The sequence below is a fragment of the Reichenbachiella sp. MSK19-1 genome, from assembly GCF_003590315.1.
Taxonomy (GTDB): domain Bacteria; phylum Bacteroidota; class Bacteroidia; order Cytophagales; family Cyclobacteriaceae; genus Reichenbachiella; species Reichenbachiella agariperforans.
Genome location: NZ_MIER01000015.1, coordinates 1,017,213 through 1,036,578, shown reverse-complemented (window position 1 = coordinate 1,036,578; position 19,366 = coordinate 1,017,213). Strand labels below are relative to the sequence as shown.

At 45.8% G+C, this 19,366-nt stretch carries 10 protein-coding genes; 6 read left to right on the top strand and 4 right to left on the bottom strand.

Going from position 1 to position 19,366, the window contains the following annotated elements; translation table 11 throughout:
• Positions 1-177: 177 nt before the first annotated feature.
• The 6 genes from BGP76_RS12175 (at position 178) to BGP76_RS12150 (ending at position 12,869) form a co-directional block, all read left to right on the top strand.
• Positions 178-3,192 carry a TonB-dependent receptor gene (locus BGP76_RS12175; protein WP_073122335.1) on the top strand — a complete coding sequence of 1,005 codons (3,015 nt, stop codon included), beginning with the start codon at positions 178-180 and terminating at the stop codon, positions 3,190-3,192.
• Positions 3,193-3,203: 11 nt separating this feature from the next.
• Positions 3,204-4,778 carry a RagB/SusD family nutrient uptake outer membrane protein gene (locus tag BGP76_RS12170; protein ID WP_255416125.1) on the top strand — a complete coding sequence of 525 codons (1,575 nt, stop codon included), beginning with the start codon at positions 3,204-3,206 and terminating at the stop codon, positions 4,776-4,778.
• Entirely contained in the window at positions 4,778-5,974 is a 1,197-nt protein-coding gene (locus BGP76_RS12165) for a glycoside hydrolase family 88 protein (protein WP_119844860.1), read from the top strand. The genes BGP76_RS12170 and BGP76_RS12165 overlap by 1 nt, the downstream gene beginning before the upstream one ends.
• 78 nt (positions 5,975-6,052) lie before the next feature.
• The gene (locus BGP76_RS12160) at positions 6,053-8,452 is read left to right on the top strand and encodes a glycoside hydrolase family 2 TIM barrel-domain containing protein (protein ID WP_119844859.1); all 2,400 of its coding nucleotides are present in this window, start codon (positions 6,053-6,055) and stop codon (positions 8,450-8,452) included.
• A gap of 101 nt (positions 8,453-8,553) precedes the next feature.
• Positions 8,554-11,205, top strand: a complete 2,652-nt coding sequence (locus BGP76_RS12155) for a DUF4955 domain-containing protein (protein WP_119844858.1) — start codon at positions 8,554-8,556, stop codon at positions 11,203-11,205.
• A 5-nt stretch (positions 11,206-11,210) separates the two neighbouring features.
• The gene (locus tag BGP76_RS12150) at positions 11,211-12,869 is read left to right on the top strand and encodes a glycoside hydrolase family 55 protein (protein ID WP_221409886.1); all 1,659 of its coding nucleotides are present in this window, start codon (positions 11,211-11,213) and stop codon (positions 12,867-12,869) included.
• Positions 12,870-13,025: 156 nt separating this feature from the next.
• On the opposite strand, the gene BGP76_RS12145 is transcribed toward BGP76_RS12150, so the two are convergent.
• The 4 genes from BGP76_RS12145 to BGP76_RS12130 form a co-directional block, all read right to left on the bottom strand.
• Positions 13,026-14,264 carry a hypothetical protein gene (locus BGP76_RS12145; protein ID WP_147407460.1) on the bottom strand — a complete coding sequence of 413 codons (1,239 nt, stop codon included), beginning with the start codon at positions 14,262-14,264 and terminating at the stop codon, positions 13,026-13,028.
• A complete protein-coding gene (locus BGP76_RS12140) occupies positions 14,245-16,638 on the bottom strand; it encodes a DUF2339 domain-containing protein (protein WP_119844856.1) in 2,394 nt (797 codons plus the stop codon). Before BGP76_RS12140 ends, BGP76_RS12145 begins: the two co-directional genes overlap by 20 nt.
• A 122-nt stretch (positions 16,639-16,760) precedes the next feature.
• Positions 16,761-17,552 carry an SDR family oxidoreductase gene (locus BGP76_RS12135; protein WP_158584263.1) on the bottom strand — a complete coding sequence of 264 codons (792 nt, stop codon included), beginning with the start codon at positions 17,550-17,552 and terminating at the stop codon, positions 16,761-16,763.
• An 86-nt stretch (positions 17,553-17,638) separates the two neighbouring features.
• Positions 17,639-19,306 carry a glutamine--tRNA ligase/YqeY domain fusion protein gene (locus BGP76_RS12130; RefSeq protein ID WP_119844854.1) on the bottom strand — a complete coding sequence of 556 codons (1,668 nt, stop codon included), beginning with the start codon at positions 19,304-19,306 and terminating at the stop codon, positions 17,639-17,641.
• Positions 19,307-19,366 lie beyond the last annotated feature (60 nt).

The following is a 19,366-nucleotide window of genomic DNA, read 5'->3' as shown; positions in this document are numbered from 1 at the left end:
AAATGTACAATAGTGTACCTGTTCTGTACTTTTGGTTTGTTAAACGAAAGTAGAATTGTCATGTAAATTTTTAGAAAGCATGAATCTAAAAAAGCATTGGCAAGAGTGGATATTAGGTGTTTTCATCGTCATGATGTCCCTCATCATAATTTATTTCATTTAACAAAAAACAATCTTATGAAAGAAGATTTACTAAAACGCTTTAAGCTTGTGATCGCTATCCTAGTGATAGCAGCGGCCTCATCAGCCGCACAAGCTCAGAGTAACAAAGTACAAGGTGTCGTGACCTCATTTAACGATGAATCTGGGATACCAGGAGCAGCCGTTTTGATAGAGGGGACGAGTATAGGTACAGTTACGGATTTTGATGGTGCATTTACAATAGAAGCATCACCTGATGCGGTATTGGTGATATCCTTTGTGGGATACAAAACAGTCAAAGTACCAGTCAATAACCAATCACAGATAGATGTCCAATTAGAAGAAGACTACACCTCACTAGAGGAAGTCGTCGTGGTAGGATATGGTACAGTCAAAAAGAGTGACCTGTCAGGATCAGTCTCCTCGGTGAAGTCCGCAGATATTGCAGCGTTCCCAGCACTCTCAGCTACGCAGACGCTACAGGGGCGAGCTGCTGGTGTACAGATCAACTCTAACAATGGTGGTCAGCCGGGCGCGAGCTTCAATGTCAAAATCAGAGGTGGAACTTCTATCAACGCCAGTAGTGATCCGATTACGGTTGTAGATGGATTTGTGGGAGCAGAGATGCCTCCACCAGAAGATATCGCTTCTATCGAAGTGCTCAAAGATGCTTCGGCTACCGCGATCTATGGTTCTAGAGGAGCCAATGGTGTCATCATGGTGACGACCAAAAAGGGATCTAAAGGGAAAATAAAAATCGATTTTAATTCATCATATAGTACCCAGTCTCCAACCAAACAGCTGGATCTGCTCAATGCGGCGGAGTTTACGGATTATATGAACGAGTTCGCTCCTTATACTAATCTCGGATCGGATACCAACTGGCAGGACGAAATTTACCAAACAGGTATCATCTCGAACAATCAGCTCTCAGTGAGTGGAGGAGCAGAGAATGTGACCTATTACTTGTCAGGTACCTACTTTGATCAGCAGGGAGTAGTTGTCGGATCGGAGTACAAGCGATATTCACTTAACGGAAACGTAAACGTAGAAGCAACCAAATTTCTTAAGCTAGGCATGAGCATGTATGGTCGCCGAGGTACGAATGTCGGTGTACGTACCCAAGAGGGGTCTGGTGGAGCTGGACAAGCAGGCGTGACGAGTACTGCCTTTAGGTTTAACCCCGATTTAGGGATCTATGATGCCAATGGTATGTACACGCGATCCACCATAGGGGATCAACTAGACAATCCCGTAGCGATGGCTACTCAGTATGACAGAGAACGTGTCACGGATCGTTTTCAGAGCAATGTTTATGCGGATTTGAAATTCACCGATTGGTTGAGTTTCAAAACTACCTTAGGAATAGGCTCTACCAACTGGAGAGATGGCGAGTACTGGCCAACTACGCTGATCAGGGGTCAAGGAGCTGATGGTCTCGGTGGAATCGAGTCACGCAAACAGTCTTCGGTCATTAGTGAGAACTACTTTACCGTGGACAAAGAATACGGTCCACATCGTTTGACATGGGTGACTGGGTATTCTTTTCAGAAAAACACATCAGAAGCATGGAAGGCTTCTAGCCAAGGTTTTATTACCGATGCAGGTCGTTTCTGGTCATTGGATCAGGGAGCTGTACCTAATACACCTACTTCTAGTCTAACAGAGTCGACTATCAAGTCGTTCTATTCGAGAGCTAACTATTCTTTACAAAACAAGTATGTGTTGACTTTTACGGGTAGATACGATGGCGCATCTAATTTTGCGGCGAACAACAAGTGGGCATTTTTTCCATCAGGAGCAGTTGCATGGGATATCAAAGGCGAGAGCTTTATGGATGACCTGAACTTCTTGACACAACTGAAGCTGAGAGGTAGCTACGGACTCACTGGAAATCAAGCGATTGGCCCTTACCAATCATTGGCCAGTCTAGAGCCGACTTACTCCATCGTACCAGGTGGTAATGCCCTCGCGGTAGGTACACTTGCTAACCCTGACTTGACGTGGGAGACGACTAGCCAGGTCGATGTAGGGTTGGATATAGGACTATTCGAGGGGCGTGTCAACGTAGTGATGGACTACTATGAGAAGATCACGAGCGACCTGCTGTTTCAGAGACAATTACCATCTTATGTAGGTGTAGGGACACAGCTACAAAACATCGGAAAGGTGAGTAACAAAGGGTTTGAGTTTATGCTGAGTACCAAAAATTTGGTAGGAGAGTTTACATGGAATTCAGATTTCATCATCTCTGCCAACCGAAATGAGGTGCTAGAGTTGCCTGATTCGGTAGAGTTCTATGGGCAAGAGCCAGGTCACTTTTTGTTAGATGGCTCATCACAACTGCTCTTAGAAGGTCAGCCAGTGGGCGTATTCTATGGGTATGATTATCAGGGGATTTATCAAACAGGAGATGCGTTCATTCCTGGGTCTGGTTTTGAGCAAGAGGCAGGAGGCGAGAGCTATGCCGATATCTCTGGGCCTGATGGTGAGCCAGATGGACTCCTTTCAGGAGAGGATAGAAAAATCATTGGCAATCCCCACCCAGATTTTGTGTGGTCATTTAACAACAGTTTCGGTTACAAGAATTTCGATCTCAATATTTTCATCCAAGGCGTACATGGCAATGACATGCTCAGCTTTACGAACATGGAGTTAGAAACCATGTCAGGCAAGAGTAACGTGCTATCATCAGCATTGGATAGATGGACGCCTACAGATCCTAATACGGATGTGCCAAAGGCCTCTTCTACGAGAGCATTTAGGGTGTCTGACAAGTATGTGTATGACGCCAGCTATGTACGGTTGAAAAATGTGACTTTAGGGTATACTTTCCCAAAGACCATTTTGGACAAGACTTTCATCAGGTCGCTGCGTCTCTATGTCAGTGGGCAGAACCTGCTCACGATGACAGATTATCCAGGGCTAGACCCAGAGGTCGGTTATCAAAACTCAGGCAGTGGAGCGGATGGCAACCGAAACATAGGCTTGGATTATGCGAGTTATCCTAATGTCCGTGCATACACTTTTGGAATCAACTTAGGACTTTAAAATTGAAGAAAATGAAGAATATAAAATATACAGTGATAGCATGTCTATCGATGCTCGTATTAGGTACATATTCATGCGGTACACTAGACGAAGAGCCTGTAGGGTTATTGGCACCTGAGGCGGTTTATAAGACACCACAGGATGTAGCCAATGGCGTTAGTGGAGGATACTCTCTGCTGGCACATGAGAACTTCATGGGGAGAAAAATATCTCTTTCACTAATCCTGAGAGGGGATATGGTCACGATCGGTGATATGACTACATCTTCTGCACGTATCGAGGTGGATCAGATGGCTATGAGTGCGAACAGTGGGATGGTCGGTAGCTTTTGGCCTATGGGGTACCAGATATTGGCAGCAGTCAATTACGCCATTGAAGGAGGAGAAGGCTTGGATGCGCCAGAGGATCAGATCAATCCAGTGATAGCCGAAGGACGCTTTTTGCGGGCCTATGTTCATTACAATTTTGTTCGTCTATTTGGAGAGATTCCTTACATTGATTTTGCTTTTTCGGATGCTGATTTAGCCTATACATTGCCTCAGAGTGCTGAGTCAGATGTGTATGAAGGAATCATAGAGGATCTAGAGTATGCCAAACAATGGTTGCCTGATGTCCCGACGATGAGGTCTAGACCTGGCAAAGGTACTGCTGCGGGTTTTTTGGCTTCTGTGCATTTGACGCGAGGCGATTGGTCTGATGCTTATGATGAAGCTAAATACGTGATAGACAACAGTGGCAAGTTTATGTACAATCTGGAAGCAGATTATGCAGCACTATATGACCCGTCATTGCCTAATGCATCTAACGAAGTGATGTTCGAAGTGAATTTTGTAGGGAATGATGCTGCTGGTAACCCGGGTTCTCTAGGGGGAGCCAATGCTGCCACCGACTACTTGGCTTCTGTCACAGGACCGAGAGGTGATGAGCGCTTTTCGACAGGAGAAGGCTGGAGTGTGGCTGTGCCTGCTTTAAATGTATTCGAGGACTGGGATGCACAGGACTACCGTCGTGCTGTGAGTTTTGATACTTTACTGATTTATCAAGGGGTATCAACTCCTTATACCTCATGGGAGAATATTGCTCGAAACGTATCTAGACCACATATCGCAAAATATTTTCGTGCATCTGGTGAGGCAGGTACTTTGTCTGGCAATAATGGTAGAGATTCTGACGTAGATTTTCCTGTGATGCGCTATGCTGAGGTGCTGTTGATAGCTGCCGAAGCGTTGAACGAGATGAATTCAGGAGCTAATGCTGAAGCGGAAGGTTATATCAATGACATACGGATGAGAGCGCGTAGAGAGTTGGATGGTGATGTGTCTAATGATAGTGCTGTACCAGCCAATGTAGCGACAGGGATGTCTGTTGACGCATTTCGAGACGAAGTATTGGAGGAGCGTAGATTGGAGCTAGCATTCGAAGGAGGTAGATGGTATGACATTCAGAGAAGGCAGTTGGGAGCAGAGGTATTTGGTGCTACTGGACGAGAACCACAGAATTTTAATCCAGCAAAAGATTATTTATTTCCTAAATATCAAGCGGATGTGGATAGAAACCCGAACTTGGATCAAAACGATAATTACTAATGATAAAAACAAGAATTTTATTTGTACTGATTTTAGCGATTGCCCTAGGGTGTGAGGAAAATACCCAGCAGGATAGCAAAGAAAAAGATGAGACAACAAATTCTTTAATAGTGAAACCGAGCTTAAGTGCTCGGTTTCACTATCTACTCAACTATGAAGTGGATTCTACGAAGTTTCCTAGGAGTTTAGAGGAGAATAAAGAAGTGAGAGGTGTAGGATCCTCGGATTGGACGAGCGGTTTTTTTCCTGGCTCGATGATTTATTTGTATCATTTGACGGGAGAGAAAAAATATCTCGATCGCGCAGAGCAGTGGATTCCTTTCATGGAAAGGGAGCAATGGAATGGCCGTACCCATGATATGGGGTTCAAGGTCTACAGTAGTATTGGTAAGGCGTATGAGATTACCCAAAACGAGCATTACAAAGCAGTACTGATCCAAAGTGCCAAGACACTGATGACCCGTTTTGATCCTAAGGTTGGATGTATCAAATCATGGGATTTTGGCCAAGATAGATGGCAGTATCCTGTGATCATTGACAACATGCTCAACTTAGAGCTGCTTTTTCAAGCCACACGACTGACTGGAGACAGTAGCTATCATCAGGCCGCCGTATCACATGCGACGCTGACGATGGAGAATCATTTCCGCTCAGACAACAGTAGCTACCATGTAGTGGACTATGATGTAGAGACAGGACAACCTGTACAGAAGATCACCCACCAAGGCTTGAACGATGAGTCGGTCTGGTCGAGAGGTCAGGGTTGGGGACTCTATGGGTTTGTGATGGCTTATCGATATACTCAAAATCCAGCATTCTTAGCGCAAGCGGAACAAATCGCGGATTACCTCATGACCTTGGGCAATTTGCCAGAGGATAAAATTTTCTACTGGGATATGAAAGATCCGAGTATTCCAGATGCACCGAGAGATGCTTCGGCAGCAGCGGTCATTGCTTCTGCATTATTGGAGCTAGACGAGAACACTACGGACGAGCGATATGCACCTTTTGCATTGGCTATTTTGGATGCATTGGATTCGGAGGCTTATATACTACCTGCAGGTTTGACCGTGCCATTTTTGCTAGGTCATAGCACGGGCAACTACCCAAAGGATGATGAGATAGATCAGCCGATCGCCTATGCAGATTATTACTTTTTGGAGGCACTCTATCGGTCGATGCGTTCGGGACAGTAGTATAGTGTAGTTGTTTGTCCGAGAGAGATTAATGAATAATTATCCTGAAAGGCGTATTTCGGGAGTAAAATCAATGAAATGAAGAGAATATTAGGAATTATGCTTGGCGTACTGATCGCATACGGAGGCTGGGCAATGGAGAGAGAGAAAAGCAAGTTTAATTCCGATTGGGACTATCTGGAGCAGCCTGTATCTACATGGGTAGAAGCGAATCAGCAGGCAGGATGGGAGCGGATCGACCTCCCTCATACTTGGAATGCTACTGACGTGATGGATCAGGCTCCTGGATACAGACGAAATGCTAGCTGGTACAAAAAGTCGTTTGAGGTAGAGCGTTTGTCTGAGGGTGATAGGTATTTCCTTTATTTCGAAGGAGCGAATATTACTACGGAGGTATACATCAATGGCAACTTGGCAACTACTCATATCGGCGGATATATAGGCTTTGAGGCAGAGATGACGACTTATTTGGTAGAAGGGGTTAATACCGTGAGCGTACGAGTAGACAACAGCTATGATCGCCAAATCATCCCTTCTCAGAAATCTGATTTCTTCATCTATGGTGGCATCACACGTGATGTCTGGCTGGTCAAGACCCACAAGACACGGGTATCTTCTGTGCAGGTTTCCACACCAGCAGTGAGCGAAAGTAGTGCATCTACTCTGATAGATGTCACATTAGATGGAACTGAAACGACTGCTTATACAGTCAGAACGAGAGTCACTGATCCAAAAGGGAAAGTGGTCTATGACCAAGAGACAGCAGCCAAAGCGACACAGTCTATTGATTTTGAGATCAGAAAACCAAAACTATGGGACGTGAACAATCCGCAACTGTACCAAGTGCAAGTAGAGTTGATCAAGGATGGAAAAGTGGTCGATACAGTCGATGACCGCTACGGCTATCGCTGGTTCGAATTTACCCAAAATGGCCCTTTTTATCTCAATGGTAAACGGCTCTTGCTGCGTGGTACGCATCGCCATGAGGAGTCTGCTGGGATCGGTGCAGCTCTTCCTAATGAAATGCACCGTCAGGATATGGAGATGATCAAAGGCATGGGGGCAAATTTCGTTCGCTTGGCACACTATCCACAAGATCCAGAAATCTACAAAGCCTGTGATGAGCTAGGTATTCTAGTCTGGGATGAATTGCCGTGGTGTCGCGGAGGGGTAGGAGACGATACGTGGAAAACCAATACGAAGAATCTACTCACTGAAATGATCGATCAGAATTACAATCACCCAAGTGTGATTCTGTGGTCATTGGGCAATGAAATCTATTGGCTGCCAGATTTTGAAAACGGAGATGACGAGGAGGAGATCAATGCGTTTCTATCCGAGCTCAATGACCTATCGCATGAACTTGACCCTAGCAGAAAGACTTCCATTCGCAAGTATTACGCAGGTGCTGATATCGTCGATGTGTTCAGTCCGTCGATTTGGTCTGGTTGGTACTCTGGTACATACAAGGGCTATGAAAATGCGCTCGAAAAGTCACTGGCCAAATATGATCATTTCCTACACATGGAGTATGGAGGGTCAAGTTTCGTCGGTCGACATAGCGAAAATCCGATCACTGGAGATGGTGAGATCAGTGCTGGAGATTGGGAAGAACCCATCAATCAGGTGGAGTATCCCAATATTGCTAATGATGGTGACTGGAGCGAAAACTACATCGTAGATTTATTTGATTGGTATTTATCCATTTCTGAATCTTATGACCAGTTCGCAGGGTCGGCACAGTGGGCTTTCAAGGATTTCGGGACGCCACTTAGGCCTGAAAATGACATTCCCTATCTTAACGAAAAGGGACTCGCCGACCGGTCGGGAAAGCCCAAAGATGCCTATTATGTATTCAAGAGCTACTGGTCAGATGAGCCTTTTGTTTACATCGAATCCCACACGTGGACTGAGCGATCTGGTCCAGAAGGGAAAACTAAAAATATATCTGTATTCAGCAACAACGAGACGGTAGAGTTGATATTGAATGGCAAGAGCCTCGGCAAGAAAACAAGAGACATGGGCCAGTATCCAGCCTGTGGGCTCAATTGGGATGTGGAATTTCAGGAGGGGGAGAATGTCTTCGAGGCGATAGGATACAAGGGTAGAAAAGTGATTGCTGCCGATTCTTTGGTAGTCAGCTATAGTTTCGAGCAGGCTGGCGCACCTGATCAGATTGTGTTAGCAGCCGAGCGTCTAGACAATGGACACTATCTCGTCAGTGCCAGAGCTATAGACAAGAAAGGGTTGCGTTGTTTGGACTATGAGGATAGAGCCTACTTTCAATGTTTGGCTGGAGGAGAACTTGTCAAAGATCAGGGGACACCTACAGGTAGCGAAGTGATCAATATGGCCAATGGACGAGCTGCGATAGAGGTAATCCCTGATCCGAAGAGCAAGAAACTGGTGATGGGCGTCTACAACCAGAACTTCAAAGGGACTTATTTAGAAATAGACCTTAAGGATATTAATCCTTAAGTCTTCTAGATATACTAGAGCCACCTGTGCCGACCAAACCGATTCATTATTCAACCTCCCGAATAAGTCACTAGATTCATTCGAGAACAAAGAGATAGCAGATGAAAAGACTAATACTATTATGTGTAGCGACTTGGTGTGTCCTCAGTGTACAGGCTCAAGTCGCCCCGATATGGGAAAATTACCTCAGTGATCGGGCTGCGGGGATTACGCCGGAGTTGTATGACTACTCCTATGCAGGGTATCATTTTTCTGAAAAGGAAATACCTGATGTATCAGCTTGGACGCAGTTCGATGTGACAGACTATGGTGCTGATGGCACTGATGAGGATTATGATGATGAATCCATACAAGCCGCGATAGATGCCGCACAGCTGCATGACGGCCCAGCGGTAGTATATTTCCCGTCTGGGAGATTCATCGTGAGTCCTGACAATGATGTCAATCAATTTTTGCGCATCACGAGGGACTCTATCGTGCTCAAAGGAAGTGGTAGTGGAGATGGAGGGACAGAGATTTTTATGGATCAAATGCGTGTCAAAAATGGTCACTGGCAGTTTCGTTTCGAACCCAGCGATATACAAGCGACTTTCTTGACGGTACTAGATGCGCCAGCTAGCCGAGGGGACAGGAGTGTGGTCGTGGCGGATGCTAGTTCCTTAGAACCTGGGATGGCGATTTATCTCAGTCATAAGAGTGAAGCGTTTGCTCGTGCGCACTTTGACCCGCTGGAGCTGTCGGATGATTGGACGCGTTTGTTTGGGGTGACAGGTGGGATGACGCTACAAGAGCCACACCTCATCGCATCGATCAGTGGCAACCGAGTGACTTTTCAAAACCCTTTACAAATCGACTTGCCCACACTGGAGGAGGACTATCAGGTACGAAGCTTACCCGTGATCAAAGAAGTAGGAATTGAAGGTATTTTGTTTGTCTCCGATTGGGAAAACTATGAAGAGGAGTTTGTGCATCACAAAGACGATATCCATGACTATGCATGGAACGCCATTCAATTCAATAACACGCAGAATGGATGGTTGCGCAATTGCGAATTTAGAAGTTGGAATCAAGTCGTCGATGTACGACAGTCCATCGGAGTGACGATAGAGAATGTGACGATTTCGGGCAAGAAGGGACACGCGTCGTTCCTAACCCGTCGTGGGTATGGATTACTTGTCAAAGACTGTGTTGACGAGGCAAGTCAACACCATGGCCCTGGGACGGGCTACTCGGGTGTCAATACGGTCTATCTTAGATGTCAAATGCAGACGGATCAGTCCTTTGATAGTCACAGTGGGCAGCCTTATGCTACGCTGGTAGACAATGTCACTGGAGGTGTATTCAACAAGAATGGCGGACCACATGAGAGTTATCCGCATCACGCCAGAGGCTTAACTTTTTGGAATTTCAAGCACAATGCCTCGGGCAACATCGGTTATGATTTTTGGAGTCTTTCGCGCAATGGCAATACTTATGCGGATCCTTATTTCGTAGGTTTCCAGCCCAATACGGATGTGAACCTGACAGATACAGGTCTCAACCAACTCGAAGGACAGCAAGTAGAACCCGCCTCGTTATTTGATGCGCAGTTACAGTTGAGGCTAGAGGAGCAAGCGACCTTGCCTCAGGTGTATTTTGTTTCTCTAGGATACGGAGATCATCTAGATATCGGGTCGGATCAGGTGGTGACAGTGACTGCCGAAGATCCCGATGGTAGCATTGCAGCGGTTAGACTTTTTGTCAACGGCGTAGCATTGCGCACCATCGATACGGCACCTTATGTATGGGGTGAAGACGAAGCGTTGGATCCAGCATTGTTTGATCTGGATGCAGGAGCGCTGGAGCTCAAAGTAGAGGCTGAGGACGATGATGGAAATATAGTTACCGAAACAATAGATGTGTCAGTAGGATACGTCCCAGAGGTGCAGATCGTGAAGCCTGATTCGGATGAAATCATAGGGTTAGGAGCACCTGTCGTCGTGGAGGCAAGCGCCAGCGACGAAGATGGTACGGTCGAGTCAGTGACGCTATACCTAGATGGGGAGATGGTCAGTAGCCTGACGACTGCACCCTATGTCTGGTCGGAGATCGATGCACTTGACCAACTCGAAGGAGGAAAGCATGTACTCAAAGTAGAGGCTGTCGATAGCGACGGGTTAACGGCCGTGGTAGAGCAAATGCTTGTCATCAATGCGCTACCAGAAGTGAGTTTTGTTACACCAGCAGCGGACGCGGTGTTGCCAGTGGGTAGCAGTGTCCAAGTAGAAATCAATGCTACAGATACCGATGGTACGATAGCTAGGGTTGATTTATACTTGGACGGAACGTTTTACAGAGAGGAAATCAATCCCCCTTTCATCTGGGGGGAGCGTATTGATTTGGATCCAGAATTGTTCGGTATGGCTGCTGGGGTCTATGAACTAATGGCAGTAGCTACGGATGATATAGGGAGTACATCCAGTGCTACGATCAGTGTAGCGGTAGAGGCAGAGGTATTGTCTGCTAAAAGTGATTTAGATGCTGTTTTGGTCTATCCCAATCCTGTAACTGACCTATTGACACTGGACACGAGTACTACGATACAGCAGGTCAAAATGATGGATGCCACAGGAAGGTTGCAGACGCTAATTATATCAGATGCTACTACGTCTCGACACCTAGCGATCGATACCAAGCAGATGGACCGAGGCGTGTATTTCCTCCAAGTCAAAACAGCAACAGATCAGCAGGTCGTTAAAGTGATCAAACAATAGGAAATATGATGAATAAAGAGACGAGAGCACTAGTTTTTTTAGGATGTGTAATGATTTTTTGCCAGTCTGTTTCCGCTCAGCAGCTGCCAGAGATATTGACGGACCATGCCTTGCAAGAGGAGGTGTACCTGCCTGATTACTCTTATGCGGGCTACCATTTTGGAGAAGATGCCGTTGCGACTGATGCTAGCGATGTAGTGTTGCATGTTACGGACTTTGGTGCTGTGGCGGATGATGGTATGGATGATAGTCAAGCGGTACGGCGTGCAATGGATGCAGCGAATCAAACGGATGAATCTGTCACGATTCAGTTTCCAGCAGGGCGTTTTATCTTGAGCGATATTCTTTATATCACACGAAGCAATCTCCAACTCAAGGGGGCGGGTAGTGCTATGGGTGGTACGACGCTATATTACCCACGCCCGATGCGCTACTTTGATGATCCTGAGCCACTCACAGAGCTACGTGAGTACTTGGTGGAGCTGGACAAACGTCAGCGCGAACCTGAGAATAATTTGGACCTCCCGTTCTCACAGTATGCCTGGTCTGGCGGCATGATATGGGTAGCAGCGCCAGGCGCACGGGTCAAATCATATCTAGACAAGTACGACCAGAAACCTAAAGTACTTGCTAAGCTTTTGGAAGGAAAACGAGGGGAACACCAAATTAAGGTGGCGTCTGCAAATAAACTGGCTGTGGGGGATGTCGTTCAGATCGAATGGTACAATAAGGAAGGCAAAGAAGGATCGCTGATTCGGTCTATGTACGACTCGGTACAACTGAAGGTTGGTTCGCACCATTGGAATTACCCCAGTCACGCGCTAGTCATGCAACAGGTGCAAATCACGGCGATTCGTGGTGATCAAGTCACGATCAAAGCCCCCTTGCTTCACGATCTGAGACCAGCATGGCAGCCTGTGATGGTGGAGTGGCAGCACCTGGAAGAAGTCGGGATCGCACACTTCAATATCGAGTTTCCTATGGCTCCCAATATCGCCCACCATGTGGAGGATGGATACAACGCCATCTACCTCACCAACCTGTTCAATGGCTGGGTTCGGGATGTAAAAATCAAGAATGCGGATAGTGGAATCCTGACAGAGCAAATCTCCAATGTAACCATCGAATCGATCGAAACCACGGGAGACAAGAAAGCACACTACAGTGTAGCGATGGGCAGCGTGCACAACGTGCTGGTGCGTGACCTGACTGTGCGCAATCGCGTAATGCATCCGCTGAGTTTCAATACTCACGCCACCAAGAGCGTCTATACCCATTGTACGGTATATCGCGATCCAGTATTGGATCAGCATTCGGGAGCCAATCACCAAAATCTATTTGATGACATCACGGTCTATGTTGATTTGGATCAGGACGAGTATCCGCTTTTTGCAGGCGGAGGAGCGGGTTATTGGAAGCCTTCTCATGGTGCATATACCACTTTTTGGAATATCGATGTGCGTTTTGGCAATGGGATGGACCGTAAACAACCCGTACTGCTCAATGGCATGAAAGATGGTCCGTCTGTGCGATTGATCGGAGTGCATGGCAATCGTGACCTCACGATCAACTACCAGCCCAACCCCTATATCGCAGCGACCAACGATCCTATGATTTTGGTGCCATCATTGTACAACTATCAACTCCAGCAGAGAACGAGGTAAGAACTAAGGGCTACCTATTCAGTAAATAACAGTTAGGGTTGTTGGTCTTAGGATCGACAACCCTTTTTGATGCTCTGCTGTCTCTTGTGTCAGTATTTCTACTCCGGTGATTGGCTAGTATGCCAGTGATATTCCTGTATCAAGCAAGTGAAATGGCTAGGCTTTGTTTCCCATTTCCTTGATCATCTTGATGGAAACTAGAGCGAGTACAACTCCCACTAGTCCGATGATGCTCCATATCAAATATATGTTTTCGAAGAGGCTAACGGACTTCTGAGCAGTTGGGCTATTGTCTGAGATATGATGAATCGGCGATAAGTGAGCGAGTGCTAGGTCGCTAGGGATTTGGTCTTTAAAAGCCGCCAGATCATAGATCGGTGCATAGAGGTTCTGATCTCCAAATTTGATGAGGTAAGAGTGGTCCGGAGAGAGTTTGGCAATAGCGTATTGATTCAAAAAGGAAGCAGTCACCTGTTCGACTTGCAGTGGCTGATTGTCCTGGTTGTCGATTTGTATTTGTAGCTCTTTGGCTTGCGTACTGCCTAGGTTGATGCTATTGTCGCTTGACGAATTAAACTCCGTGTTACCGATTTGATGTAACGTGTAGCGTGTTTCATTTTTGCTGTTCGTTCTGCTCTTTTTGATCAATATTCGAGCATCTCGCGCGTAATACTCGGCTCCTTTGATGTTGACATGTAGGTTCTCTAGATAAACCTCTCTAGGCATAGCCAGTGTGATATAGGAGTGGTTCGCACTGTCTAGTTGGCTCTTGATGGGGAAGTCAAAACGCGTAGAGAGTCCTTGTTTTACCTCGGTGGCGTAGTATCCTACTTTCAAGATATGTATTGGATCCTTTAGGTTGTCATCAATTTCTAACTTGAAGTAGGGGTAATTGCTGAGTGGAAAACGAAGGACATTCGAATCTGTCGTATGGTCAGTGCTATGCATGGCCTGTAGCAAGTAGTCGTTTTTGATGGCAAACCAATCCTTTTGATTGTGACTACCACTCAATCTAGCTCGTTTTTTTACCTCTGTGTTTTCGACGATGATGTGGACCTCATGGATAGACTCTTGGGGGTTGTTTTTGAATATGAGGTACGAGGTACTGTCTTCTTCATGTTCTCGTTCTATAATTTGATAAGCACGGAATTCTTGATGTGAAGATCGAGCAGACTCCCTTTGGATGAAGTAGGGTTGTTGTACTCCCGCTTCATCATATATTCTTAGATCAGATAGATTGCTATTTGCCATTCCGAGTAGTTCGGGAGACAAGAGTATCTTATGATATCCGTCTGTCGAAACGGGCTCTATCTCTGTCGTATGTGTAAAGTCCTGTGCATAGATCACTGAAGACCAAAGCAAGCAGATTGCCCAACTAATCTTTCTTTTCATCATCTTGAATTATGAATTTTAGTTTCTGATATAGAAATGAAACCAATAATAGAATCACTCCTAAGAGTATGAATGATATGATCTTTCCAGTAGAATTCCCAGCTAGATCGTAGAAGAACAATTTGATCGTCGTGATCGAGAATATAACCAATGAAGCCAGGCGGAGTGTCTTGAGTTTGAATTTCATTCCCAGTATCATCAGCGCCAAGGCAGAAATTGCCCAGACGATAGGGTAGGCATGTTTGACAGCATGTGTGTAGGCGATAGCCTCTTCGGTATTGCCGATGTTGCCTTGGCTGAGGACTGAGATGTGACCTACTTCGATCGAGCAAACGAAAAGGCAAATGAATGCTAGTAGCCATAGGGCGATGCTTCCATTCTTGGATTTGAATCCAAATTCAACATAAATCTCTCTGTATAGGTTGATCAGTATCAAGATGAATAGTACGAGCAAAACATAATGTGCAAAATACCCCGTAGATGTAGCATCTTGATTGCTTATATATAGATCTCTGGCGAACGAAATATAATGAAGGTAAGCGGTCAAGTATGAGATTACCACGGCGATGGACAAGCCAGCGATTACTTTGCGCTGTAAATCACTTGGCTTGAAGTACTGGTAGATCATCAGTCCAAGCACAAAGGAAAAGTTGTATATACCTAGCAAGATCATTCTATAGGTATAGGCTAATTCGAACTGAATAAATTGGTAGTCTAGTTCAAGAAAGAACCCACCATAGACTATTAAGATGAAAAGTACTTTGACGTATAGAGGTCTCCATACCAATTGTGTTTTTGGGAATACAAAGTCTTGCTGTCTTTTCATCAAGCCGAGTGTGGCGAAAAGTGCCCCCATGGATATGAAGGATGTGATGAAAACTTTATTCAGAAACACCCGCATGGATGAGTCTGAGTACATGATGTAGTTTTGTTGCCAATCTATCAGTAAGCTTATAGTCATGAGTAGCGAGATAAGGATAGAGGCTAAGTTCATGAGTTTGATCTGGGATTTTTGGGCAAGCCATAGCAATAGAACGCTTTCGAGTGCCCAAAACAGCGTGATGAAATTCCCTTTGAGTTGGATTGGAGCGACTAGAGTCAAAAATGTAAGGACAAGTCCGATCAATAGATAGATGAGGTTTTTGTCTATTTCTTTTCGCTTATACAATACATAGGCAAACCCAAAATTGAATAGCGCAACGAGCCCTGTGAACAATCCGCTGTACAACCCACCTTTGTAGCCCTGTGTCAGGGCTATCCCAAATCCAAAATAGATAGAAGAGTTACTCAATAGCATTCCAATTTCTGGCCACTTGAATGCTCTTTTGTTCTTCACATTGTAGACAATGCTCATGACAAAGAAGATCAGATAAAAGGCAGTGAGAAACAGGAATAGTTCGCCATTCGCTGTGGTGATATAGTTTAACTCATTGTTGATATAAACACCCGAGAATAGAATATAGGTGAACCCATAGGTGAGATAATTGACGATGTTCCACTTTTTGAAGTAAACCAAAGTCAACATACCGATATCAAGGATCAATATATAGGCGAATAGCGTGACAATATCACCCGAACCTGTGCTGATAAAAAACGGAGTGCCAAAGCCACCAATGAGTGCCAAGACAGCCAATGATTTGCGATCGTAGGAGACTGACAGGAGAACGCCAAATGCAGTAATTAGCACCATGATGATGAAAGCAGCAACCTGTGGCAATAGTCCGTATTCGTGAAAGGCCAAGGCAATTGTGAAGTATAAAACCGCCAAAGCACCACCTATAAGTATGGAACTGAATTTGGAAAAGGAATGTCGTAAATAATGTGCTAAACCGATCATCGCTCCACCGATCAAAACACCGATAGCTACTCGTAGACCTTCGGTGATTACACCGCTATCGATCCCAAGCTTGACAAGGAATCCCATGCCTATTACGAATATCACAATACCGATTTTGCTCAATAGATTTTCTCCAATGAAACGCTCTAGGTCAGGGTTTCGCTCCATGAACGAAGGCTTAGGAGGACGCGGAGGTGTTGTAGGTTTGATGATTGGTGATGCCGCTGCTATAGGAGTAGACTGTTTATGGACTATTTCCGGGGCTACTGGTTCTTCGACTGCTTCGGGTTTTTTCTCCTCTGTGTCGTCGGCTTTCTCTGGAGCAGGCTTTTTGAGGTTGATCTCGTCTTCTATCGCCGCGATGATGTCACGGGAGTCTACTGGAGGTTTTTTTGGTTTGTCAACATTGCCCGAAGAAGGGTCGTTTTCCAATTGACTCTTCAGTTCATCTAGTTTTTGGTCTATGCTGTTTACCTGCCCTTTGAGTTTGTAAATCATCACTGTCAATACAAACAATATCAATACAGCTATTATTTCCATAGTTTTTAGGTCAATTAAGGTTTGTTTGAATTTGCAGGGTGTTTACGCCGTGCAAATAACTGTTGTTTAGTTGGTTGCTCATGGGTGATTTGATCCCCTACGAACCTTTTGAGTTTTTGTAGCTACAGTCTTAGTGATTTACGGTACTGTTTTCCCAGAATAACCGTGATCAACTTCAAAGGCAGGACTTTCATGAAGGCAAAGGCCACTCGGTTCATGAAGCCCGGTACATAGTTGTGTTTTCCTGTTATGAAGCAATGGATGGCTTCTCGTGTCGCTGTTTGTACAGGCATGAGCCATTTTTGTAGGTCTTTGAAACCGTCCGCAGTGGTCATGTCTGTAGCGATTCCTCCTGGGCTGAATACACTGAGTGTCAGTTGTGGGTTTCGGATTTCTAGCGCTACGCTGTTGATGAAGTTGGTAATGAAGCCTTTGGTGCCTGAGTATAGCGCTTGGTAGGGGGTAGGGTAGTGCGCTGCAAGGCTGGAGATGACCATGATTTTGCCGGGCTTTTGCGTTTGTTCGAAGTGACGGACAAAGTGGCTGGCGAGTTTGGTGGTACTGATCACATTCAGGTTGAGGATCTGAGCGATTTGTGACTCTTCTAGTTGGGCGTGTTCACCGAGGTAGGTCATGCCTGCATTGAGTATTGCGCCATGAAATCCTTCTTTGGCGATGCATTGTTCTGCTACACGGTGCGTCTCCTCTGGGTTGGTCAGGTCTGCAGTGATTGTATCAACAGAAACCTCGGATGAGGCTAAAATATTTTCCTTCAATGAGGCAAGTCGATCAGCACGACGAGCGACTAAGATCAAATTGGCTTGGTGTTTAGTCGCGAGGTATTTGGCCATTTCGAACCCTAAACCTGAGGAGGCTCCAGTGATCAAGATCCATTTGTGAGTGAGTGCTGTCATAGGGTTGTACATTTGGATAGGCTAAGATGAAATAAAAAGGCGCACATTACAAGTGTGCGCCTTTTCTGTGTTTTGACTATTTACGTTTAACCATTCTTTTTGGCCCAGTTGTCTCGTAGCGTCACCGTACGATTGATCGTTGGCTTGCTGGCCTCCGAGTCTTTATCGATGATGAAGTAGCCCATGCGCTCGAACTGAAACTGTGTACCAGGAGCCATGTCTTGGACTGATGGTTCAGCGATTGCATGAGGCATGATAGTCAGGGACTCTGGGTTCAGATGGTTGCGGTAGTCGTCCTCGATTGTGTTCAAGTTTTCGGTCTTGAACAGTCGGTCGTAGAGTCGTACTTCTGTCTGTATGCCTTTGGCAGCATCTACCCATCCTAGCGTTCCTTTGACTTTTTTGCCTGTATTATCTTGCCCGCTTTTGGTAGCAGGGTCGTACTCACAGTAGACTTCTTCGATCTCACCAGCTTCGTTTTTCTTGAAGCCCGTGCACTTCACGATGTAAGCGTATTTGAGGCGAACCTCTCTGTCTGGTCCTAGACGGAAAAACTTCTTTGGTGGCTCTTCCATGAAATCACCACGCTCGATGTAGATCTCACTTGAGAATGGAATCTTACGTTTGCCTGCTGATTCGTCTTCTGGATTGTTGACTGCATCGAGTTCTTCGGTTTGTCCCTCAGGGTAGTTGGTGATGATCAGTTTGATCGGATCCAATACGCCGAGTACACGGTTGGCTTTCTTGTTTAAGTCCTCGCGCACGCTGAACTCCAGCAAGGCTACATCACTGATGCCGTTACGTTTGGCTACCCCGATCTTGTCTGCGAAGCTGCGGATAGATTCTGGGGTATAGCCACGTCTTCGGATGCCAGAGATGGTAGGCATGCGGGGATCGTCCCAGCCATCTACATGGCCTTCCTCGACGAGTTCGCGAAGTTTTCTTTTGCTGACGATGGTGTAGCCTAGGTTGAGTCGGGCAAACTCCGTCTGCTCAGATTTGTATATGCCTAGGTTTTCGATGAACCAATCGTACAGCGGTCTGTGTGCTGCAAACTCCAGCGTACAGAGTGAGTGCGTGATCTTCTCCAACGAATCAGATTGCCCGTGAGCAAAATCATAGGTAGGGTAGATGCACCATTTGTCACCGGTACGGTGGTGTGCCATTTTTTTGATGCGGTAGATGACTGGGTCACGCATCTGCATGATCGATGAGGACATGTCGATGTTGGCACGGAGTACGTGCGATCCTTCGTCACATTTGCCGGCCTTCATGTCTTCGAATATTTGAAGATTTTCTTCCACCGATCTGCTTCTGAAGGGGCTCGGTTGACCCGGTTGGTTAGGTGTGCCTCGTTGTGCACTGATCTCTTCAGCAGACTGATCGTCGATGTAGGCTTTGCCTTCCTTGATCAACTGTACGGCGAAGGCATACAGCTGGTCGAAGTAGTCCGAAGCGTAGTATTCTCTATCGCCCCAGTCATAGCCGAGCCATTTGATGTCTTCTTTGATTGAGTCTACATATTCTGTGTCCTCTTTCTCAGGGTTGGTGTCGTCGAATCGTAGGTTACAAAGCCCGTTGTATTTTTCGGCCAGACCGAAATTCAAACAGATAGACTTGGCATGCCCGATGTGGAGGTATCCATTCGGCTCGGGAGGGAAGCGCGTATGCACGCGTGATTCGTTTTTTCCTTCCTTGATATCTTTTTCGATCATTTGCTCAATGAAATTGAGCGTTTCCTTTTCGGTACTCATGTTACTAGTATTGAACCTTGGGCCGTGGCTTTATCAGTTAATGGGAAATAGAAAAACGGT